This window comes from Actinopolymorpha pittospori (genome assembly GCF_014873875.1).
Lineage (GTDB): Bacteria > Actinomycetota > Actinomycetes > Propionibacteriales > Actinopolymorphaceae > Actinopolymorpha > Actinopolymorpha pittospori.
In genome coordinates, this window is sequence record NZ_JADBEM010000001.1 from 1,514,120 (window position 1) to 1,531,552 (window position 17,433).

At 67.6% G+C, this 17,433-nt stretch carries 17 protein-coding genes and 1 pseudogene; 12 read left to right on the top strand and 6 right to left on the bottom strand.

Features of this window, described 5'->3' with window-relative positions:
* Window positions 1-41: 41 nt before the first annotated feature.
* On the bottom strand, window positions 42-878 hold the full coding sequence (locus HEB94_RS07145; protein WP_192749178.1) for a phytanoyl-CoA dioxygenase family protein: 837 nt from the start codon (window positions 876-878) through the stop codon (window positions 42-44).
* 338 nt (window positions 879-1,216) lie between these two features.
* Between HEB94_RS07145 and HEB94_RS07150 the strand changes: the two genes are divergently transcribed.
* Window positions 1,217-2,029, top strand: coding sequence for an alpha/beta fold hydrolase (locus tag HEB94_RS07150; protein ID WP_337917500.1), 813 nt, complete (start codon window positions 1,217-1,219; stop codon window positions 2,027-2,029).
* Between the two features lie 12 nt (window positions 2,030-2,041).
* Here the strand turns inward: HEB94_RS07150 and HEB94_RS07155 are convergent, their stop codons facing one another.
* Both HEB94_RS07155 and HEB94_RS07160 read right to left on the bottom strand, forming a co-directional pair.
* Complete coding sequence (locus HEB94_RS07155) at window positions 2,042-2,431, bottom strand: nitroreductase/quinone reductase family protein (RefSeq protein ID WP_192749180.1); 390 nt, start codon at window positions 2,429-2,431, stop codon at window positions 2,042-2,044.
* Between the two features lie 105 nt (window positions 2,432-2,536).
* Complete coding sequence (locus HEB94_RS07160) at window positions 2,537-3,244, bottom strand: DUF2470 domain-containing protein (RefSeq protein ID WP_192749181.1); 708 nt, start codon at window positions 3,242-3,244, stop codon at window positions 2,537-2,539.
* Window positions 3,245-3,513: 269 nt separating this feature from the next.
* On the opposite strand from HEB94_RS07160, the gene HEB94_RS07165 reads away from it, so the two are divergent.
* From HEB94_RS07165 to HEB94_RS07175, 3 genes are all read left to right on the top strand, one after another.
* Window positions 3,514-4,236, top strand: a complete 723-nt coding sequence (locus HEB94_RS07165) for a DUF4097 family beta strand repeat-containing protein (RefSeq protein ID WP_238361455.1) — start codon at window positions 3,514-3,516, stop codon at window positions 4,234-4,236.
* Between the two features lie 158 nt (window positions 4,237-4,394).
* Window positions 4,395-4,589, top strand: coding sequence for a hypothetical protein (locus HEB94_RS07170; protein ID WP_192749182.1), 195 nt, complete (start codon window positions 4,395-4,397; stop codon window positions 4,587-4,589).
* Between the two features lie 23 nt (window positions 4,590-4,612).
* Window positions 4,613-5,383 carry a hypothetical protein gene (locus HEB94_RS07175; RefSeq protein WP_192749183.1) on the top strand — a complete coding sequence of 257 codons (771 nt, stop codon included), beginning with the start codon at window positions 4,613-4,615 and terminating at the stop codon, window positions 5,381-5,383.
* Window positions 5,384-5,400: 17 nt separating this feature from the next.
* Here the strand turns inward: HEB94_RS07175 and HEB94_RS07180 are convergent, their stop codons facing one another.
* Together HEB94_RS07180 and HEB94_RS55075 are read right to left on the bottom strand one after the other, a co-directional pair.
* Entirely contained in the window at window positions 5,401-8,262 is a 2,862-nt protein-coding gene (locus tag HEB94_RS07180; protein WP_192749184.1) for a family 78 glycoside hydrolase catalytic domain, read from the bottom strand.
* 26 nt (window positions 8,263-8,288) lie between these two features.
* A pseudogene (locus HEB94_RS55075) lies at window positions 8,289-8,549 on the bottom strand (glycoside hydrolase family 78 protein); the annotation flags it as partial.
* Between the two features lie 189 nt (window positions 8,550-8,738).
* On the opposite strand from HEB94_RS55075, the gene HEB94_RS07185 reads away from it, so the two are divergent.
* From HEB94_RS07185 to HEB94_RS07205, 5 genes are all read left to right on the top strand, one after another.
* The gene (locus HEB94_RS07185; protein WP_202896186.1) at window positions 8,739-9,092 is read left to right on the top strand and encodes a hypothetical protein; all 354 of its coding nucleotides are present in this window, start codon (window positions 8,739-8,741) and stop codon (window positions 9,090-9,092) included.
* Between the two features lie 160 nt (window positions 9,093-9,252).
* A complete protein-coding gene (locus HEB94_RS07190; RefSeq protein WP_192749185.1) occupies window positions 9,253-9,690 on the top strand; it encodes a VOC family protein in 438 nt (145 codons plus the stop codon).
* 184 nt (window positions 9,691-9,874) lie between these two features.
* The gene (locus HEB94_RS07195; protein WP_192749186.1) at window positions 9,875-11,092 is read left to right on the top strand and encodes an inorganic phosphate transporter; all 1,218 of its coding nucleotides are present in this window, start codon (window positions 9,875-9,877) and stop codon (window positions 11,090-11,092) included.
* A gap of 39 nt (window positions 11,093-11,131) precedes the next feature.
* Window positions 11,132-11,440: a hypothetical protein gene (locus tag HEB94_RS07200; RefSeq protein ID WP_192749187.1), complete on the top strand. Its 309-nt coding sequence runs from the start codon at window positions 11,132-11,134 to the stop codon at window positions 11,438-11,440.
* Window positions 11,441-11,471: 31 nt separating this feature from the next.
* Window positions 11,472-11,795 (top strand): DUF3349 domain-containing protein, encoded by a 324-nt coding sequence (locus HEB94_RS07205; RefSeq protein ID WP_192749188.1) that lies wholly within the window; start codon window positions 11,472-11,474, stop codon window positions 11,793-11,795.
* Between the two features lie 41 nt (window positions 11,796-11,836).
* Here the strand turns inward: HEB94_RS07205 and HEB94_RS07210 are convergent, their stop codons facing one another.
* Window positions 11,837-12,985, bottom strand: coding sequence for a GAF domain-containing protein (locus HEB94_RS07210; protein WP_192749189.1), 1,149 nt, complete (start codon window positions 12,983-12,985; stop codon window positions 11,837-11,839).
* Window positions 12,986-13,561: 576 nt separating this feature from the next.
* Between HEB94_RS07210 and HEB94_RS07215 the strand changes: the two genes are divergently transcribed.
* The 3 genes from HEB94_RS07215 (at window position 13,562) to HEB94_RS07225 (ending at window position 17,323) form a co-directional block, all read left to right on the top strand.
* Window positions 13,562-14,005 carry a DoxX family protein gene (locus HEB94_RS07215; RefSeq protein WP_337917501.1) on the top strand — a complete coding sequence of 148 codons (444 nt, stop codon included), beginning with the start codon at window positions 13,562-13,564 and terminating at the stop codon, window positions 14,003-14,005.
* Between the two features lie 362 nt (window positions 14,006-14,367).
* Window positions 14,368-14,904, top strand: a complete 537-nt coding sequence (locus HEB94_RS07220; protein WP_192749191.1) for an NUDIX hydrolase — start codon at window positions 14,368-14,370, stop codon at window positions 14,902-14,904.
* Between the two features lie 511 nt (window positions 14,905-15,415).
* Window positions 15,416-17,323 carry a glycoside hydrolase family 15 protein gene (locus tag HEB94_RS07225; RefSeq protein WP_192749192.1) on the top strand — a complete coding sequence of 636 codons (1,908 nt, stop codon included), beginning with the start codon at window positions 15,416-15,418 and terminating at the stop codon, window positions 17,321-17,323.
* Window positions 17,324-17,433: the final 110 nt, after the last annotated feature.

Here is a 17,433-nt window from a genome sequence, read left to right on the forward strand (position 1 = left end):
CGTCGTTCTGCCGGCGTCAGCGACAGAGGTTCGAGGTGTGCTCAGGCGGTACGGCCGTCGTAGAGCACGGGGTTGCGCGGTGTGTCCGGGACCTGGCCGATCTCCGTGCCAGGCATCCAGTTGCGGTCGGCCAACTGGTTGTCGTTGACCGGATCGCAGACACGGATGTCGGCATCCATGTAGATCACGGTCATCACCCGGCGCGGGATGGTGCTGTGGTTCGGACCGGCGTGGTGGAAGGTCCAGCCGCGGTGGAAGCTGGCATCACCCAACGCGAACGGCTCCACCACATCCTCGAAGTTCTGCTCGGCGACCGTCTGCGCCAGCTTCGCCTCCGACTCGTCGCTGATCGCCAGGTCGCGGCCATGCGCGAAGTTGTGACTGCCGCGGGCGAAGGCCAGTGGGCCCATCTCGTACGGCGTCTCCTGCAGCGGCAGCCAGATCGTGCAGACCCGGTCACTCGACAGCGGCCAGTAGTACTGGTCGGCGTGCCAGGGAGTGATGCCGCCGCCGGACTCCTTGTACAGCGCCTGGTCGTGGTAGAGCCGCACCGCGTGCACGCCCAGAATCCGGGTGGCGATCCCGGCGAGGCGGCGAGAGAAGACCAGTTCCTTGACCTTCGCGTTGTGCTCCCACAGGTTGGTCACCTGCAGGAAAGCCTTGCCGTAGGTGTCGCGCTCTGCCAGCGGCAGGTGCTGGGTGTTGAGTCGGATGACCTCGCTGGTGACCACGGGCTCGTACTCGGCGATGGTCTCGGATGAGAGCACCCTCGACAGATGGATGAAACCGTCCCGCGCGAAGTCGGCGGTGGCGGTCCCTGGGAGCCCCTCGTAGGGAATGTCCAGCTCGGACCCCAGCGCTGCTGTTGTCACCGTCATACAGCACTACTCCTCGTGTCATCTGGTGTGCGCCTCGCCGGCATCCAGAGTTGCAGGACGCCCGGGAACCACACCTGCCCTTGTCCGGTTCCGGTACCGACACTTCGCTTCCACCGAAGGATCGCCGCTTGGCCACGGGGGCTGACATGTGTACGGCTTCGACGTTCCTGCGGAACGTAGCCTTGGCAGTGAGGAATCGCTGGTCGACCATGTGCGCGGTACGACCAGGTAGGAACGGGCTTACTACGACCAATACTCAAATGGGGCTTGCCATGCGGTATTCCTCGCCCTCTCAGGGTTTCAGGCTTGCTTACGATCGGCTGGGTTCTGGAGAGCCGGTGGTCCTCCTGCACGGCTGGCCTGGTGATCGGACCGACTACGACGCTCTGGCGCCGTTGCTGGAGGGTTTCGCCGATGTTGTCGTTCCCGATCTGCGCGGGTTCGGCGAGTCCGACAAGCATGCGGCCGATGCCGAGGAGATCTACTCCGGCCCGGGCCAGGCCCGGGGCGTCATCGCGCTCATGGACGAACTCGGCATCCGGGATGCGGTCCTCGCCGGATACGACGTCGGCAGCTTCGTCGCCCAGACGGTTGCCGCCATGCGTCCGGACCTCGTGCGCGCCCTGGTCGTCTCGCCGCCACTGCCTGGGGCGGGAGCACGGGTGCTCGAGTTGGATCCGGTGAAGGAGTTCTGGTACACGTCGTTCCACAACCTGAACCTCGCCGGTGAACTGGTCGACGGCAGACCCGAGGCGGTCCGCGCTTACCTGCAGCATTTCTGGTGCCACTGGTCAGGACCTGAGTACGTCGTCGACGAGCGTCGCATCGACCACCTGACAGAGATGTACTCACCACCGGGAGCGTTTGTCGCGTCCGTCATGTGGTACCGATCGTCAGGAAATCCCGTCACCGCGTACGCGCAGGAGACCACACCGACACCATCGGAGCGGCTCGCGGTTCCGACGACGATTCTCTGGCAGGAGAACGACCCGATCTTCCCTGTCTCCTGGTCGGACAGGCTGGATGACTTCTTCAGCGACTACACGTTCGAACGCCTTTCGACGGTCGGCCACTTCACTCCCCTGGAGGCGACCGATCGGTTCGTCTCGGCGATCCGGGAACGCACCCGCGTAACGGAGGCGCGTTCTTAGCGCGGACGAGCTTCAGGAGGGGATGTGCCGTCCGGCCTTCGCCCGATATTCCGCGAAGCCGGGCTGGACCTCGACGGCCAGGGCGAAGAGCCGTTCGTACTCGGGCCCGGCCGGGACTTCCTCGGCCCTTGCGGCAAAGCTCTCGGTCCCGAGTTCGACCGTCAGGTCCGGGTGGGCTGCGAGATTGCGGTACCAGTCGGGGTGCCGGGGCGCGCCCCCGGCGGAGGCGATCACGAAGATGCCGTCACCGTCGCGGAAGTAGACGACCGGAGCGGTGCGCGACCGCCCACTGCGAGCCCCGGCGGTGGTGATCAGCGCCAGGTCGACCGTGGCGAATCGGCCACCCACGCGGCCACCGTTGCCCCGGAACTCCGCGATGACGTCCTTGTTGTGTTCCCACATGCCCTTGGACCCACGATCAGCCCAGGCCAGCCCGGCTGGGTCTGGTCGCGACCCTAGCGCGATCCGGTCGCTCGGCCCAAGGACCCGACGACCGCACCCGAAGCGTTACGGAGCCTGCAGGCGATGAGGGCAGAGCGGGGTGCCGGTCGCCATGGCTCGCACGTACTCACCCGCGGCGGACGCGTCGTCCAGCCGGCTCGGGAAGGGCAGCCGGACGTCCGTGTGGCCCTGTGCGCGTTCGAGGCGAAGAGTGATCCCGTAACGATCCATCGCCGACGGAAGCACGCGGGCGGCCTGCTCCAGCGTCGCCGATGGGATCAGGCGCGTGAGCCCTTCGACGAGATCGGCGTGGGCGTCGGCGAGATGGACGAGCAGGTCCGCCTCGTAGGCGGCCAGCGGGTCGGTCTCCGCTGCCGCGAACGCCCCTGGATGCACGACGAGCACGCTGTCCAGAGTGTCGAGGGTGATCAGTTCTGGAGCCAGAACGCCCACTACGCACTCACATCCGCGGTCCGGTCGCGCACTCAGCGCTCCGGCGAGGGTCAGCCGGGCGCGGACGCGGGAGCGCACCGCCGTCGGAGCGACGTCGGTGAACTCGAGAACCGTCGGAACAGAGGTGTCCCCGGAGCAGGTGATGGTCTCGGCCGTCTCGCAGTCGGCAGGCAGATGGAGAACGACCTCGCCTGCCCTGTCGAGGGAGTGTCGGCCGGCCAGCGCCTGGCTGTCCGTGTCGGTGGTCATGGTCAGAGAAGCCGCCGCCGCGACCACCGATCGGGTTCGCTCCGCGACGGTGGGCTCGAAGCTGACATCCATAGGACCTCCTTAGGCCAGCCTAAGCTAACTTATCGGCTCGTGGGTCGACTGGCCAGCACTTCCGCCAACCGGGGCCAGCCATGAGGAGACACCCGAGCCCGAGAGGTCCGAGGGTGGCGCGACACCTCCCGCGGAGCGTTCACTCTCAACCCAATGCAACGGAGGGGTCGACGACCGTTGCGTTAGATTTGGGACCCTTGCAACAATATCGAGGCGCTCACCTGCACATATGCCGTTCCGAAGCAACGCACGTGTTGCATCGATCTGGAATGCAACGTAGCGTTTCCGGCGTCAGAAACAAACAGAACACGAACCCGCCGGAGACCACGATGCACACCTTCGACACCCCCGCCCCCATCACCGCCGTCCTGGACATCCCCGCCGGACGCATCCAGCTCATCGCCGCCGACCGCACCGACACCACCGTCGAGGTCACACCCACCAACCCCGCCAAGAACCGCGACATCAAAACAGCCGAACAGACCAGCATCGACTACACCGACGGCGTGCTGACGATCCACACCACGGTCAAGAACCAGGTCCTCGGCCCCTCCGGCTCCATCCAGGTCACCATCCAGCTGCCCACCGGTTCCCAGGTCAACGCCAAAACCGCCGCCAGTGAACTGCGCGGCGTCGGCCGCCTCGGCAACCTCACCTTCACCGGCGCCTACCGCCACATCAAGATCGACGAAGCCGCCAACCTCCACCTCACCGCCATCGACGGCGACGTCGAGATCGGCCGGCTGAGCGGCCCCGCCGAAGTCACCACCGCCAGGGGCGACATCACCATCACCGAAGCCACCCACGGCAAAGTCGAACTCCGCACCCAGTACGGCGACATCACCGTCACCACCGCCACCGGAGTCTCCGCCACCCTCGACGCCGGCACCACCTACGGACGCATCAACAACACCCTCAAAAACAACGGCACCCCCCAACTCGACATCCGCGCCACGACCTCACACGGCGACATCACCGCCCACAGCCTCTGACCCACACCTTCGACAAGGCTTGACCGTGAACTGGCCGAACAGGGCCGTCGGACCAACGGGTCTGGCGGCCCTGAGCGTTTCCGGACGAGACGCCGGATGCCCTTGGCTCATCGAGCTTAGGTAAGCCTAAGGTTGCCGGGTCTCGGGAAGGACACGACATGACGCGCGTCAGCAACGAGGTGGAGTCGCTCGCCGACGCCTCGGTGGAGCGGGGTGGTGCTGCCCTGCTGACGGACGTCCCCGACGCAGTGGACGTGCCCTTCCCAGCCGAGACGGCAACCCGGTGGGTCCGGCGGCACCACGCGGCACTCTTCCGCTACCACGACCCGCGGCGGAGGGTGGGCGGCTGCTGACCACCGAGGAGTTGGTCCGCGACGTGCTGCCGTCCCAGGCCGAGCAACTCGTGGCCGACGGCACTCCCCGTCCTGCCGCCGGGATGTATCTCGCGGGCTGGTACGCCGGTACCGCCGCGGAATTCGTGGGGTTGTCGCTCCTGGGGTCGGGCGCGGGATACCTTCTCGCCCCCGTCTCGACGCGGTGGTGGCGCAATCCCGACGGCTACGCGGACGCGCTCGACTTCGCGGACGTCACCCGCGTCGTCGTCCTCCCGGACCACCCGTGGAGCGGCCAGCCGGATACTCACACGGTCACGACTCGGGCCGAGCAGGCCGAGTTCGTCGTCACCGCCCTGGTCGAGACGGTGGCGCCCGCGATCGACGCGCTCCAGCGCCTCACGCGGGCGGGGCGCGCGGGTCTGTGGCACCAGGTCGCTGACGCGATCGGCGCGGCACTGGTCGACCAGGACGCGGTCCCGGCGACACCCGAGGCGGTCGACCTGCTCCGCGGACTGCTCGCCGCCGACGCGCGGCCGTGGAAACGTCCGCCACGCGTCGAAGTGCTCGCCACCGGGGGCGGGCCGGTGTGGGTGACCCACAGGGGCGGCTGCTGCATGGCCTTCACCGAGCCTGCTGCGGACGACCTCGATCTCGACGACTACGACGCCGCGTTCCAGCAGGCGTTCCCCCGCACGGACGGACGCCCTGACTACTGCCTCACCTGCAAGTTCCGGCCGTTCGCGGAGTCGGTCCGCATGCAGCTGTGGCGGCGCGAGCGCCTCGCCAACGAACGGTCCGCCCAGGCCGGGTGACGCCTGACGCGCCGCACCTAACTCAGGACGCTGGTCGACTCGACCCCACCCCTCGACAGGTGCCAGCGTCCCGGCCCGACCTCGAAGACCGCTTCGTCGCCGCCCGGCTCCGGCAGGCGGACGGTCGCGACGACGTTCGCGGGGACATCGACCTGGACGCGAAACTCCTCACCTCTGCGCGCCCAGTCCACCGACACGACACCGCGTTCGGTGGGCACCGCACCCCGGGCGTAGGTCAGCACACACCGCGGTGGCGCGACCTCGACCGTCGCCGCGCCAGGTGTGGTGACCCGGACACCCAACAGGAACTCGAGAACGTCAACTGCGGCTTGCGCACCCCATCCGTGCGACTGGCTGTGGTTGGTCCCTTCGTCAAGGGTCCACGCCTCCCAGGTGAAGGAGCCACCGTCGGCGAGGACCTTCGCCCAGCCCAGGTCCTCGGCGTTGGTCAACAGGCGCAGGATGGCGTCCGTCCGCCCCACGGCGCCGAGCGCCCGCAGGAGACGGTGCACGGTCAGCGGTCCCTGTCGCATGCCCAGACCCGCGAGGTGGTTGGCGGCCGGCTCCCACACCTCGCGTGGCGCGATGTCGAACGCGAGCGCGAACGACGTGGCGTGCTGCCCGGCCTGCTCGCTGGAGGTGCCGTCCGCGTGCAGGCCGTCGGAGTAGCGCCCGTCGGGCCGAAGCAAGCTACGGTTGACGGCCTCGGTGAGCCGGTCGGCCTGCTCGTCGTAGGACGCCGACTCGGCCTCGGGGCGCCCCAGGACGCGTCCGAGGTAGGCGACGTCGCGGAGGACGCCGACACTCTGCGCGTTGACAGTCGTCCGCGCCGCCGTCGCCATGTCGTACCCGAACCGTCCGCTCGCGGGCCAGTCGACGATGCCGTGGAGGTACGGACCACCGCCGCCGGCCAGGTCGGTCACGAGACCCGCGCATGGCCCGTCCACGGCGATGTGGCGCACGACGTAGCCGGCCGTGTCACACAGCGCGGGGTACGCCTCGCGGACGAGCTCGACGTCGCCGGACTCCAGGTGGTAGCGGCGTACCCACGACGGCATCATCAAGGAGAAGTCGGGGATGTCGCGCTTGCCGTCACCGTTGGGGTAGACGGCGTTGTAGCGGCCCCGCTCCTCCTCGCTGTGCCAGTATCTGCTGGCCGAGGCGAGAAACTCGCGAATGGCCTGCCGCGTCGATGTCCGCTCGCCCAGGACCGCCATCGTGGCGTAGGAGATGTTGACCGCGTCGGCGAGGAACTGGCCCTTCTCCCGGGTGGGCGTGTCGACGAACTGCTCCTGGATGCCGTAGAGCGCGGACCTTCGCAACAGGTCGAACACCGCGTCGAGCGTGGGGTCGGAGGACTCGAAGCGGGCGGCGGGAAGGAACGACGGCGGCTCGGCGTGGACCACGACCGCGCTGATGCCCTCCGTACGCAACTCCTCACCGGCATCGGGGACCTCGAGGTAGCGGAAACCCAGATGCGTGAACGCGGAGTACGTCTGCGGGCCGTCGACCTGGGTGCAGGGAAAGGACATGTCGGTGCCCTGGGTGAGCAGCTGGGAGGCGTCCACCCGTCCGGCGTCGGTGAGGTTGTAACCGGCGCGGATGCGGACGACCCGGCCGGCCGTGCCCGCCGCGAACCGCACCACCGGTCGCGCGGGGATGACCCGACCGAAGTCGGCTACCGGGGTCCCGTCCGCCGCCGTCAGCAGCGCGACCGGTTCGGCGGGCACCTCCGCGAGCTGCGCTTCCTGAGGCCGCAGGCGGGTGAACGGAGAGACCGGGTGCCGGCCGATCACCTCCGCGTGGTCCCACGCGTCGTCGGCGTAGCCCGGCTGGTCCCAACCCACCGGGACCCTGCCCAGGTCGAGGTGCTCGATGGGATCGCCCTCGTCGTTGCGGTAGCCGGCCTGAAGGTACGGGCCTTCGTGAACCTTCCAGGACCCGTCGCTGACGACCACCTGAGAGGCGCCGTCGGCGAAGTCCAGCACCAGACGGAGGAGCAGGCCGGGCTCCCCGGCCGGTCGGCCCTGGCCGTTGCCGTACCAGTGCAGGAGGGCGCCGACGGCCGCGCGGCGCGAGCCGGCGAGGTGGTCGGTGACGTCGAGGACCTGGTAGTACCCCTCACCCGGATACGCGAAGGAGGCCCGTCCACCGACCCGCCCGCCGTTGATCCGCAGCTCGGCGTTGTGGTGGGAGGCGATGTAGGCACGGGCGCGGGTGACTTCGCCGTCCCGCACCTCGAACTCCCGGCGCGCCAGCGTCCACTCGTCGATCTGGCGGACCGTGGAGGTGTTCTCCCACGTCGCGAGCTGGCTGGTCGCCGGAGGGGTGAGGAGCGGCTCGCCGGCGACCGTGCGCACGGTGAGGTCGGAGAACTCCGCCTGCTCGCCGTCGCGTTGGAGCACACCGAACCGTCCGGTCGGGTAGGTGTCGTCGCGGCGGCGATCGACCACCACGCCGTCGACCGAGGTCTGAAACGATCCGCCGGCCGCGTGGACGACGACCCGGTGGTCGTGGTCACGCCGGACCTCGACCGGCACGACCTCCGCCGGACCGAGTACGCCGTCGCGGAGGACATGGAACGCGAGGCCGTGGCCAGGGACCAGCCGCCACACGTAGCCGTTCGTGCCGTCGACGCTACGCAGCACCCAGCCCGCCGAGCGGATCTGGACACGTACCCCGAACTCGATGGTGCAGTCGTCCGGGGCCGAGGTGGTCCGGTGCAGCAGGGTCGCGGCGCCGCCAGCCGCCCGGATCACGTCGTCGACGTACGCGAGTGGGCCAGCACCGCCGGGCCGCCGCCTGATCCAGTCCGCGTGCCAGTCGGCGTCCGGCAGTCCGTACTCGAACGAGGCGGCGGGCGCCCAGTCGGAGGGCACCTCCGCACCGGCGGCCAGACCCGGATCGTCCAGGTGTAGGCAGCTGCGGGTTCGAGCGGCGCGCCGGCGTAGGGGACGTGGCGCTGCTGGGCCGAGTGGACCGTGCCGGAATCCCACACGGTGCGGCCCGATCCGTCCGTGACGAGGATCTGGTACGCGGCCTGGCGAGCGTCCACCGCGAGCTCTCCGCCGATGGTGAGAAGCCAGCCGAACCGCGGGACCTGCCCGGTGGCAAGCGGCTCCGTCCGGTCGTCCACGGTCAGCGCTGTCGGGTGTATTGCGGTCATCTCATCCCTGCCGTCGACGGGTCGTTCCGCTACGTCACGGTCCGCGGCAGGCGTGCTCGCCGGCCACGGTCGCGAGGTCAGCTACGGCAGTCTCCCACGGGTGGGACAGCGCTTACCCGCGTCCGTCCGCGCACGGCCGCCGTGGACAACTCCGTGCTGGTGCCGCACGACTCTCGTACCCTGATCTGCGTGACGAACCAACTGCTCACGACCAGCCGGACCCTCGCGACGGCCGTCCGTGTCGGCGCCTCCTCCGCGCTCGGCGCCGCTCTCCTGGTCGGCTGCAGCTCCGAAGCGGCGTCCACCAACTGCGGGCTCGACCAGTGCACGGTGACCTTCAACCGCGGAGTCGAGGGCAACGTCAACGTCATCGGCGTGGACGCCAGGTTCATCGGCGCCAACGGCGACCATGTGACGATCGAGGTCGCCGGCGAGCGGCTCTCGCTGACCGTCGACCAGGCGGCGGAGGTCGCCGGTCTGTCGGTCTCCGTCGCCAGCGTGACGGACACCCAGGTCGCCGTGCGCATCGCGCGTCCGAACTGACACGTCCTCCGCCCCGGACCTCGCACGCCCGCCGCTCGTGGGGCCGCCGTTCGAGGTGTTCGGGGATGGGTACACACCGGTGTGTGAGAGGAGCAGCCGTGTTCCAGTACCCAGCCTCTTCCGGGCCGCGCGTGTCCCGACCCTTCGCCGGGCTTCGACCGTGAGCTCCCAGGACCTGCCGGCGCCGCGGACGGGCCTGGTGTTGACCCACTTCCTCACGGTGCGCGATGTTCCCCGGTCGCGGGCCTTCTATTCCACGGTGTTCGGTGGCCAGGTGGTGCTCGAGGAGAATCCGTGCATCATCAAGATCGCCAATGGGTGGATCATCATGAACCCGGGCGGTGGCCCCACACCCGACAAGCCCGACGTCACGCTGCTCCCGCCAGAGGACCGCTCACACGTGTCGAGCTTCCTCAACGTCCGGGTAGCCGACATCCAGGGCTTCTACGAAGAGCAGGTAGCTCGCGGCGTCGAGTTCCTCACACCACCACATGATCGGCGCGCCGAACTACGGTGCTACATCCGCGACCCAGATGGCTATCTGATCGAGATCGGACAGGCGACCGGCCTGCTCACAGGCGACCTCGCCGACACCTGAGCGCCAGCTAGCGCCCCCAGCACCGCCATGGCTTCGCCCCGGGTAGTTGTGATGCCGGGGCCGACTCGGCTGACCCTGCGCGCGGCCGGGCACAGTAGACCTGAGATCAACGCTGGTTGAACAGTCGTCGACATGACGCTGCCAGCCCTCGCGTTCGGCGTGTCTGCGGGTGGACTCTGTCGAGGTGTCCACCGAGTCCGTGATCCTTGTCCTGGTGGTCGTGACCGCTCTCGGGTTCGACTTCACGAACGGTTTCCACGACACCGCGAACGCGATGGCGACCTCGATCGCGACAGGCGCCCTGAAACCCAAAGTTGCGGTCCTGCTGTCCGGAGTTCTGAACCTGGTCGGCGCGTTCATGTCCGTCGAGGTGGCGTTGACAGTGACCAACGCCGTCATCCGGATCCAGAACGCCGACGGAACCCCGAAGGCGTCACTTCTCGCAGACGGCGGTGACGCTCTCCTGCTGATCGTGCTCGCGGGCCTGATCGGCGCCATCGTCTGGAACCTGCTGACCTGGTTGCTGGGTCTGCCCTCCAGTTCCTCCCACGCGTTGTTCGGGGGCCTGATCGGCTCGGCCGTCGCCGGGCTGGGGTGGGGCGGGATCAACTGGGTCGGCGACGGGAAGAAGCTGGACGGTGTTGTCGGCAAGGTGATCCTGCCCGCGGTGATGTCCCCGGTCATCGCCGCGATCGTGGCCGCCGCCGGAACGTGGCTGATCTACCGAATCACCGCGCGGGTGGCCCGCCGCTATCAGGAGACCGGGTTCCGCTGGGGTCAGATCGGAACGGCGTCACTGGTCTCGCTGGCGCACGGAACCAACGACGCGCAGAAGACGATGGGAGTGATCACGCTCGCTCTCATCGCGTCGGGACACTGGACCGACCCCGCGAGCATCCCGCTGTGGGTGAAGGTCGCCTGCGCGTTCACGATCGCCGCCGGAACCTACCTCGGCGGTTGGCGGATCATCCGCACCCTGGGCAAGGGCCTGGTCGAGATCGCGTCACCGCAGGGTATGGCTGCCGAGAGCGCGTCGGCCGCGGTCATTCTGACCTCCAGCCAACTCGGCTTCGCACTGTCCACGACACATGTGGCCACCGGTTCCGTGCTCGGCACCGGTCTCGGTCGTCCGGGAGCGTTGGTCCGCTGGGGTGTCGCCGGGCGGATGGTCACTGCATGGCTGATCACCCTCCCGTGCGCCGCTGTCGTCGGCGCGCTCATGTGGGGCCTCGCCCACGTGCTCGGCGGTCTGCCCGGCGCGGGCGTCATCTTCGTCATCCTGGTGGCCACCGCGGTCGTGATGTGGTTGCGGTCCCGGCGCCAACCGGTGACCCACGCGAACGTCAACGACGAGTGGGCCGGTGCCGGCGCGCACCGAGAGCCCGCGCAGGCCGCCGCCTGACCGCCTCCCTGGCGTCACTGCCGAAAGCAGGTCACCGTCATGCACACCGTCACACTCGCCCTGGAAGGTGCCTGGAAGGTCTTGGTGGCAGGGCTGCTGCTGGGCGCGGGGCTCCCCACGATCTTCGCCGTCGGCGTCCGGGCCCTGGCCCACGGTCACAACGGTGACAGCGACACCCAAGCTGTTGCCCGGCCAGGCCCGAACGCGGTCGGCTGGTCGGTCGCCGTCGTGTGCTTCGCGGTCGTCGTCGCCGCGGCCGGGCTCGGCATCACCTACATCGTGGCCTCAGGCCTGGGCCAGCAGCTGAGCTTCGAGCACATCTACCCCACGTTGGTGCACAAGAAGTGACACCGCCCGGAGAGACTCCCAGGAGTACACGGTGAACGAGGCCCGCGACAACTTCCTCCGACGATTCGTGGAGTGGGTGCGCAAGGGCTACCCGACAGGAGTTCCGCGCCAGGACTATGTCGCCCTCCTCGGGTTGCTGCGCCGCAAGCTGACCGAGGAGGAGGTCCTACGGATCGCCGACGACCTCGTAGCGCACGCAGTCGGCGGCGGCGACACGATCAGTCGCGAAGACATCGAGGCGATGATCCGTGGTGCCATCGTGCAGGCCGCTTCCGACGAGGACGTCGCCCGGGTCTCGGCCCACCTGGCCGCCGGCGGATGGCCGCTCGCGGACCCTCCGGCCACCGACGAGTGAGCCAGACCTCGCCGGCCGCCCGCCGCGCTGTCCGGCGCGCCCTAGCCGTTCAGTGGGACGTGCCAGTCGACGACCGTTTCGCTGCCTCCGCTCGTGCGCACCGTGCACGAGCCATCGAGGCGTTGCGCGCTCTCGTGCAGCTCGGTGAGTAGTGCGCCGGGCTTGGCGCGCCTGGCCAGCTGGCCGTTGTCCGTGACGGTGAGGGTGAGCTGGTCGTCGGTCATCTCGAGCGCGACCTCGACGGTGGTCGGTGAGGTGTGGCTGGCGGCGTTCGTCAGGGCTCCCCGGATGGCCTGGACGAACGCGCGCTGGACCTGCGACGGGAGAGCCCGGTCGAGCCGGCCGTGGACGACGAGGCGTGGCGTGAACCCCAGAGTGGTTCGGGCGGCGTCGATCTCGTCGAGCACCTGGAAGCTGGCGGTCTGTTGGGCAGCCGGCGGATCCTGACGGAGGGCGAAGATCGCGTCGCGGACCTTCTGCGTGGTGTCGTCCAGCTTGTCGATCGCCTCGTGCGCCCGTTGCCGCACCTCCGGCCGGGCGACCATGCCGGAGATGGTGTGCAGGTCGGTGCCGATGGAGAAGAGCTGGTCGATCACGTCGTCGCGTAACTCGGCGGCGATGCGGTCACGATCCTGCGTCAGCAGGAGCTGGGACTGCTGCTGCTGGAGAGCGACCGCGGCCGCGCCGGCGAAGATCTCGACAAGCTCCGTCTCCCGGGCCGCGGCAGTTTCGTAGCGGGAGCCGCGTCGCCACCCGGCGACCAACGCGCCGAGCATCGTCCCGGTCGCGCTGAGCGGAATGTACATACCCAGGCCAAGGACCGACAGCGCCTCGACGAACGCCGGCGGAGGGCCGAAGCTCTCCTCGAGGGTGATGTTCGGGCTGATGATGCTTCTGCCGGTATCCATGACGGCGCCGTAGGCGCCCTGTCTGGGCACAGGCGTGCCGGCGAAGTGTTCGAGGCCGAGACCGTCGACGGCCTCGACGTTGACGACGTCCTCGCCGTAGGTCGGATCGATCGACACGATCGCGACATAGTCCGCTCCGGAGATCTCCCGCAGCTTCCCGGTCACGAACCGGAGCGCCTCATCACGGTCGATCCCGCTGAGCAGCACCCGTGACATCTCCAGGGCCGCTAGCAGCCACTGCCGATGGCGGTTGTTCGGGTCGAACGCTTCGATGGGTGACACAGAACCTCTGGATGCTTGGCGTATGCCGGCACCGGCTACGACCACGCCGCCACGGTCCCCGCGGGCATTCGCTGCTCCGCAGTGGGTGGCCTTCCGTCAAGGGTCACAGTAGCCCCGGCGCTGGTGGGTGGTCAGCACGGCTTTGGGCCGCCACCGGACTTGTCGCCGGCTCCGGTGTAGCCAGCTAAGTGAGGTAAGCCTAAGCTACCTCGTGATCATTTCGGCGGAGACCGGCAGACGGCAGGGGTAGGGATGGCTAGCGCTTCGCGATGCCGCCACAGAAGAACCCGGCACCTCGATGCCCGCCTCGTGATCCCCATCGCCGGATCGGCTCGTCGTCGCCGATCAGATCGCTCGCAGCCGCTCTCCACAAAAAGCTCGAGCCGAGCATTAGTGCAGCACCGTCGCTGTCCTCTGTGACCCGCCCGCGAGCGAGTTGACCGTAGGGTCGCGCCGGTAAAACCGGCGTCCCCCTCTGGCCATCATTGAACCGGGTTTTCGATTGGTTCGTGGAGTCTGTTGTTCCGTGGAGTCTGCGTTGTATCCGCCGGCGTACTCGCACGAAAGGGAATGACCGTGAGTCGCCTCCAGCACTGGAGAGAAAAAGTCCTGTCCTCATACCGACTCGTGGTCGGGTTACTGTTCACGTGCCACGACCTGTCGTCGATATTCGGCATCATGGGGGGCAACATGGGTCATGGTGACACCATCCCGGCGGGAACCTGGCCGGGCTGGTGGGCGGCGCTGATCCAGGTGGTCGCCGGGGTTCTGGTGCTCGTCGGACTCTGGACCAGAGGGGCCGCACTGCTGGCATCGGGCTCGATGGCCTTCGCCTACTTCACTGTTCACCAGGAGAAAGCCCTGCTTCCCATTCAGAACGGCGGGGAGGCTTCGGCGATGTTCTGCTGGGCGTTCCTGCTCATCGTGTTTTTCGGCCCCGGTTCATGGTCCATTGACCGACTGTTCAATCGTCGCCAGGGCCAGCCCGCACAGGCCGCACTGGTCTCCGAAGTGAGCTAAACAGAGCCAGGCAGTAAATGGGGCGCGCCGTGGCCGCCGATGGCCGGCGGTCACGGTCTCGCCAACCCTGTTTCCCGTGCGACGTCGCCCTCCTGATCGCCCTGATAACCCGAACCAGCTCGTGGACCGTCTCGGATGCTGAATGGGCTGATGCACCGACTAGTGCATCGGACGACCCTGTCCGGCTAACAAGGGCGGTCCCGAACGGGCCGCCGCGCCCCGCCTCGATGGCGGCAGACCCTTCCTCTCCACATTGACCGGAGCTAGGCGTCCACGCCTCGGACGCGATTACCCACCACCGCCGACCCTAGGCATGATCGCTGGCTGGACGCCCGAATCATCGCCCTACGTCGAACCTGGACATGGAGGAGTTCATGAAGCGACTGGTGCAGGTCCAGCGCGACATCCCCTGGTTGCCCCAGGCCAAGGGACGGACATACATCGCGGACGAGCTGCCACCACTTGAGCGGTGTGCGACAGCCTTCGGCCTTGCGTTCGAGGGCAACAGGTTACTGCTGACGCGGCTCCGGGACCGAGACTGGAACCTCACCGGCGGATGCATCGACCCAGGAGAAACTCCCGAGCACGCTGCCGTCCGTGAGGTTCGGGAGGAGGCATCGGCGAAGGTAGAGGTCATCGAACTGATCGGATACCAGGAGCTTCAGAAGTTCTTCCCGAAGCCACCTGACTACCGTTGGCCCCACCCAATCGACTGCCAGGTCTACTTCCGATGCAGGCTGATCGAGCTCAGCCCGTTCGAGCCCAATCCGAAAGCTTCGACCGCGCGCTCTTCGAACCCAGCGAAGCGCGACGTCTGCCTTCGATGGCGGGATTCGCGCCGATCTACGAAGAGGGCCTACGGCGCGCTCAGACCGGGTAACCAGGGCCAGCGCGGCTAAGCGTCCCTTCTTGCCCTGTATCCACTGTGGCAAGGAGTACGGGTCCAGTGCCTGCATCAGGATCCACGGGTCCAGCTCGAGTCGTGAGCTCGTCGATGCCGCGCCGCAGCTCGGGCATCGATCTCGGCGATGACCGCCGGCCAGCGGCACACCGACGCCAGCGACGGTCCTGACCGGATCCGAGCGGTAGCCGGAGGCATCGCGTTCTATCTCCTGACGATGCGCTGCTGCTCCTTGTCGCCGCCGATCTGCTGGCGTTGGTCACAGCCGCGAACGACCTGATCGTCCACAGTTGGACGTATTCCAGGACGGCCGGCGCCCGACCACCCCACGCGCCACGCGCTTACATCTTCATTTTGTCCTGCGGAAGCTTCGACAAGTGATTCCCTTGACTTCAAGAGGAATCTGCCGCCGGTCTTGACCCGCTTTCCGCAGCAATGCGACGCCCGTGGCGGCTGCCTGTCTGGATCGTGTCGTAGATGCCAAACGCGCACACATTGGGAGGGCTTGAATGGATAGTTATCCAGCGATAGCGGATCACGCGCTGATCGGTGATCTGCAGACAGCTGCCCTGGTGGCGACCGACGGCACGATCGACTGGTTCTGTGCCCCGCGATTCGACTCACCCAGCATCTTCGCCGCCCTCCTCGATCAGAAGCGTGGCGGCAGTTTCCGAATCGCCCCGGTAGGAACGGACTATGTGACCAGGCAGCTATATCTGCCCGGAACGCCGATCGTGGTAACACGGTTCCTGAGTGCTGATGGGGTAGGTGAAGTCATCAACTTTGCCCCCATAGCTGGCGATCAGGCCACTGACCGACACCGACTGGTGCGGATGGTACGAGTAGTTCGCGGCCAGATGCGATTCCGTCTCCTTTGCGAGCCACGGTTCAACTACGGCCGGGACCGGGCCGAGATCGACGTGACGCCCGGCGGTGCCCTCTTCCGCAGCCCGACCATGACGATGAGTGTCTGCGCCTCGAGGTTTCCGGACAAGCGCCTGGTGCGGGAGGAAGACGTGCACCGCACGGACCACGGCATCGAACTCGTGGCGGACCTGGCTACCGGCGACGTCGGTGGCCTCATGCTCGAGACCGCACCCACCGGCCCTGTACGCGTGATCCCACCGGCCGAGCTGACCGAGCTGTTCGAACAGACCCGCGACTTCTGGCGCTCCTGGATCGGCCAGTCCCGATACCGTGGCCGCTGGCGCGAGATCGTGGAGCGCTCCGCAATGACCCTGAAGCTCATGACCTACGCGCCGACTGGCGCCCTCGTCGCCGCGCCCACCGCAGGCCTGCCCGAACAGGTCGGTGGCGAACGCAACTGGGACTACCGTTTCACCTGGGTACGCGACGCCTCGTTCTCGGTGTACGCACTGTTGGGGCTCGGATTCACCTCCGAAGCGCAGGCGTTCCTCAGGTGGCTGGGCGACCGGGTCCGCAACGCCTCGGAGGACTCGGGCGCATTGCAGATCATGTACCGGATCGACGGGTCCCCGAACCTGAAGGAAGAGGTCCTCGATCACTTCGAGGGCTACAAAGGCTCCAGTCCGATCCGTATCGGCAACGCCGCCGCCGACCAACTCCAGCTCGACATCTACGGCGAAGCTCTGGACTCGCTGTACCTCGCCGACTCCCACGACCTGCGTATGTCCCACAAGGCCTGGCGCAACACCATCGACGTGGTCGAGTGGCTCTGCGACCACTGGGACCAGCCCGACGACGGGATCTGGGAGACCCGCGGCGGTCGCCAGGACTTCGTGTACGGCCGACTCATGACCTGGGTCGCCTTCGATCGCGCCATCCGGCTCGCTCAGAACCGTGGCCGTCCGGCCAACATCAGCCGCTGGACCGCAATTCGCGACAAGGTCTACGACCAGATCATGGACCACGGTTTCAACGAGAGCCGCCAGGCGTTCGTCCAGCACTACACAACGGACGTACTCGACGCGTCCCTGCTCTATATGCCGCTCGTCGAATTCATCGGCCCCCACGACCCCATGTGGCAGTCCACCCTGCACGCCATCGACAACGAGCTCGTCTCCGACAGCCTGGTCTATCGCTACGACCCGCTGGCCTCACCGGACGGACTTCGTGGCTCCGAAGGCACCTTCACCATGTGCACCTTCTGGTATGTCGACGCACTCGCCCGGTCAGGACGCCTCGAAGAGGCCAGACTCACCTTCGAGAAAGTGCTGACCTACTGTAACCACCTCGGCCTGTACTCCGAGGAAATCGCACCTACCGGCGAGCAGATCGGCAACTTCCCCCAGGCCTTCAGCCACCTCGCTCTCATCACCGCGGCGATGAACCTCAACTACCAACTCGACCATGGCTCTGGCTACGTCGAACCGGTTCTGGGACACGACCCAGCCAACAGGGGACGTACGCCTGATCAGCGACGGGCCCAGCCCTAGGACCCAGACAGGTCAGGCCCAGTCTCGGCCGGGACGGCGTGAGGCGCGACCTTGATCAATGCACAAGCCTTGGGGGAGACGCCATGACGCGACGCTGATGGACGTTGCCG

Coding starts and splice junctions, on each gene's coding strand:
- HEB94_RS07145 (WP_192749178.1), bottom strand. CDS start 878: ATGACGGTGACAACAGCAGCGCTGGGGTCCGAGCTGGACATTCCCTAC.
- HEB94_RS07155 (WP_192749180.1), bottom strand. CDS start 2,431: ATGTGGGAACACAACAAGGACGTCATCGCGGAGTTCCGGGGCAACGGT.
- HEB94_RS07160 (WP_192749181.1), bottom strand. CDS start 3,244: ATGGATGTCAGCTTCGAGCCCACCGTCGCGGAGCGAACCCGATCGGTG.
- HEB94_RS07165 (WP_238361455.1), top strand. CDS start 3,514: ATGCAACGTAGCGTTTCCGGCGTCAGAAACAAACAGAACACGAACCCG.
- HEB94_RS07170 (WP_192749182.1), top strand. CDS start 4,395: ATGACGCGCGTCAGCAACGAGGTGGAGTCGCTCGCCGACGCCTCGGTG.
- HEB94_RS07200 (WP_192749187.1), top strand. CDS start 11,132: ATGCACACCGTCACACTCGCCCTGGAAGGTGCCTGGAAGGTCTTGGTG.
- HEB94_RS07220 (WP_192749191.1), top strand. CDS start 14,368: ATGGAGGAGTTCATGAAGCGACTGGTGCAGGTCCAGCGCGACATCCCC.
- HEB94_RS07225 (WP_192749192.1), top strand. CDS start 15,416: ATGGATAGTTATCCAGCGATAGCGGATCACGCGCTGATCGGTGATCTG.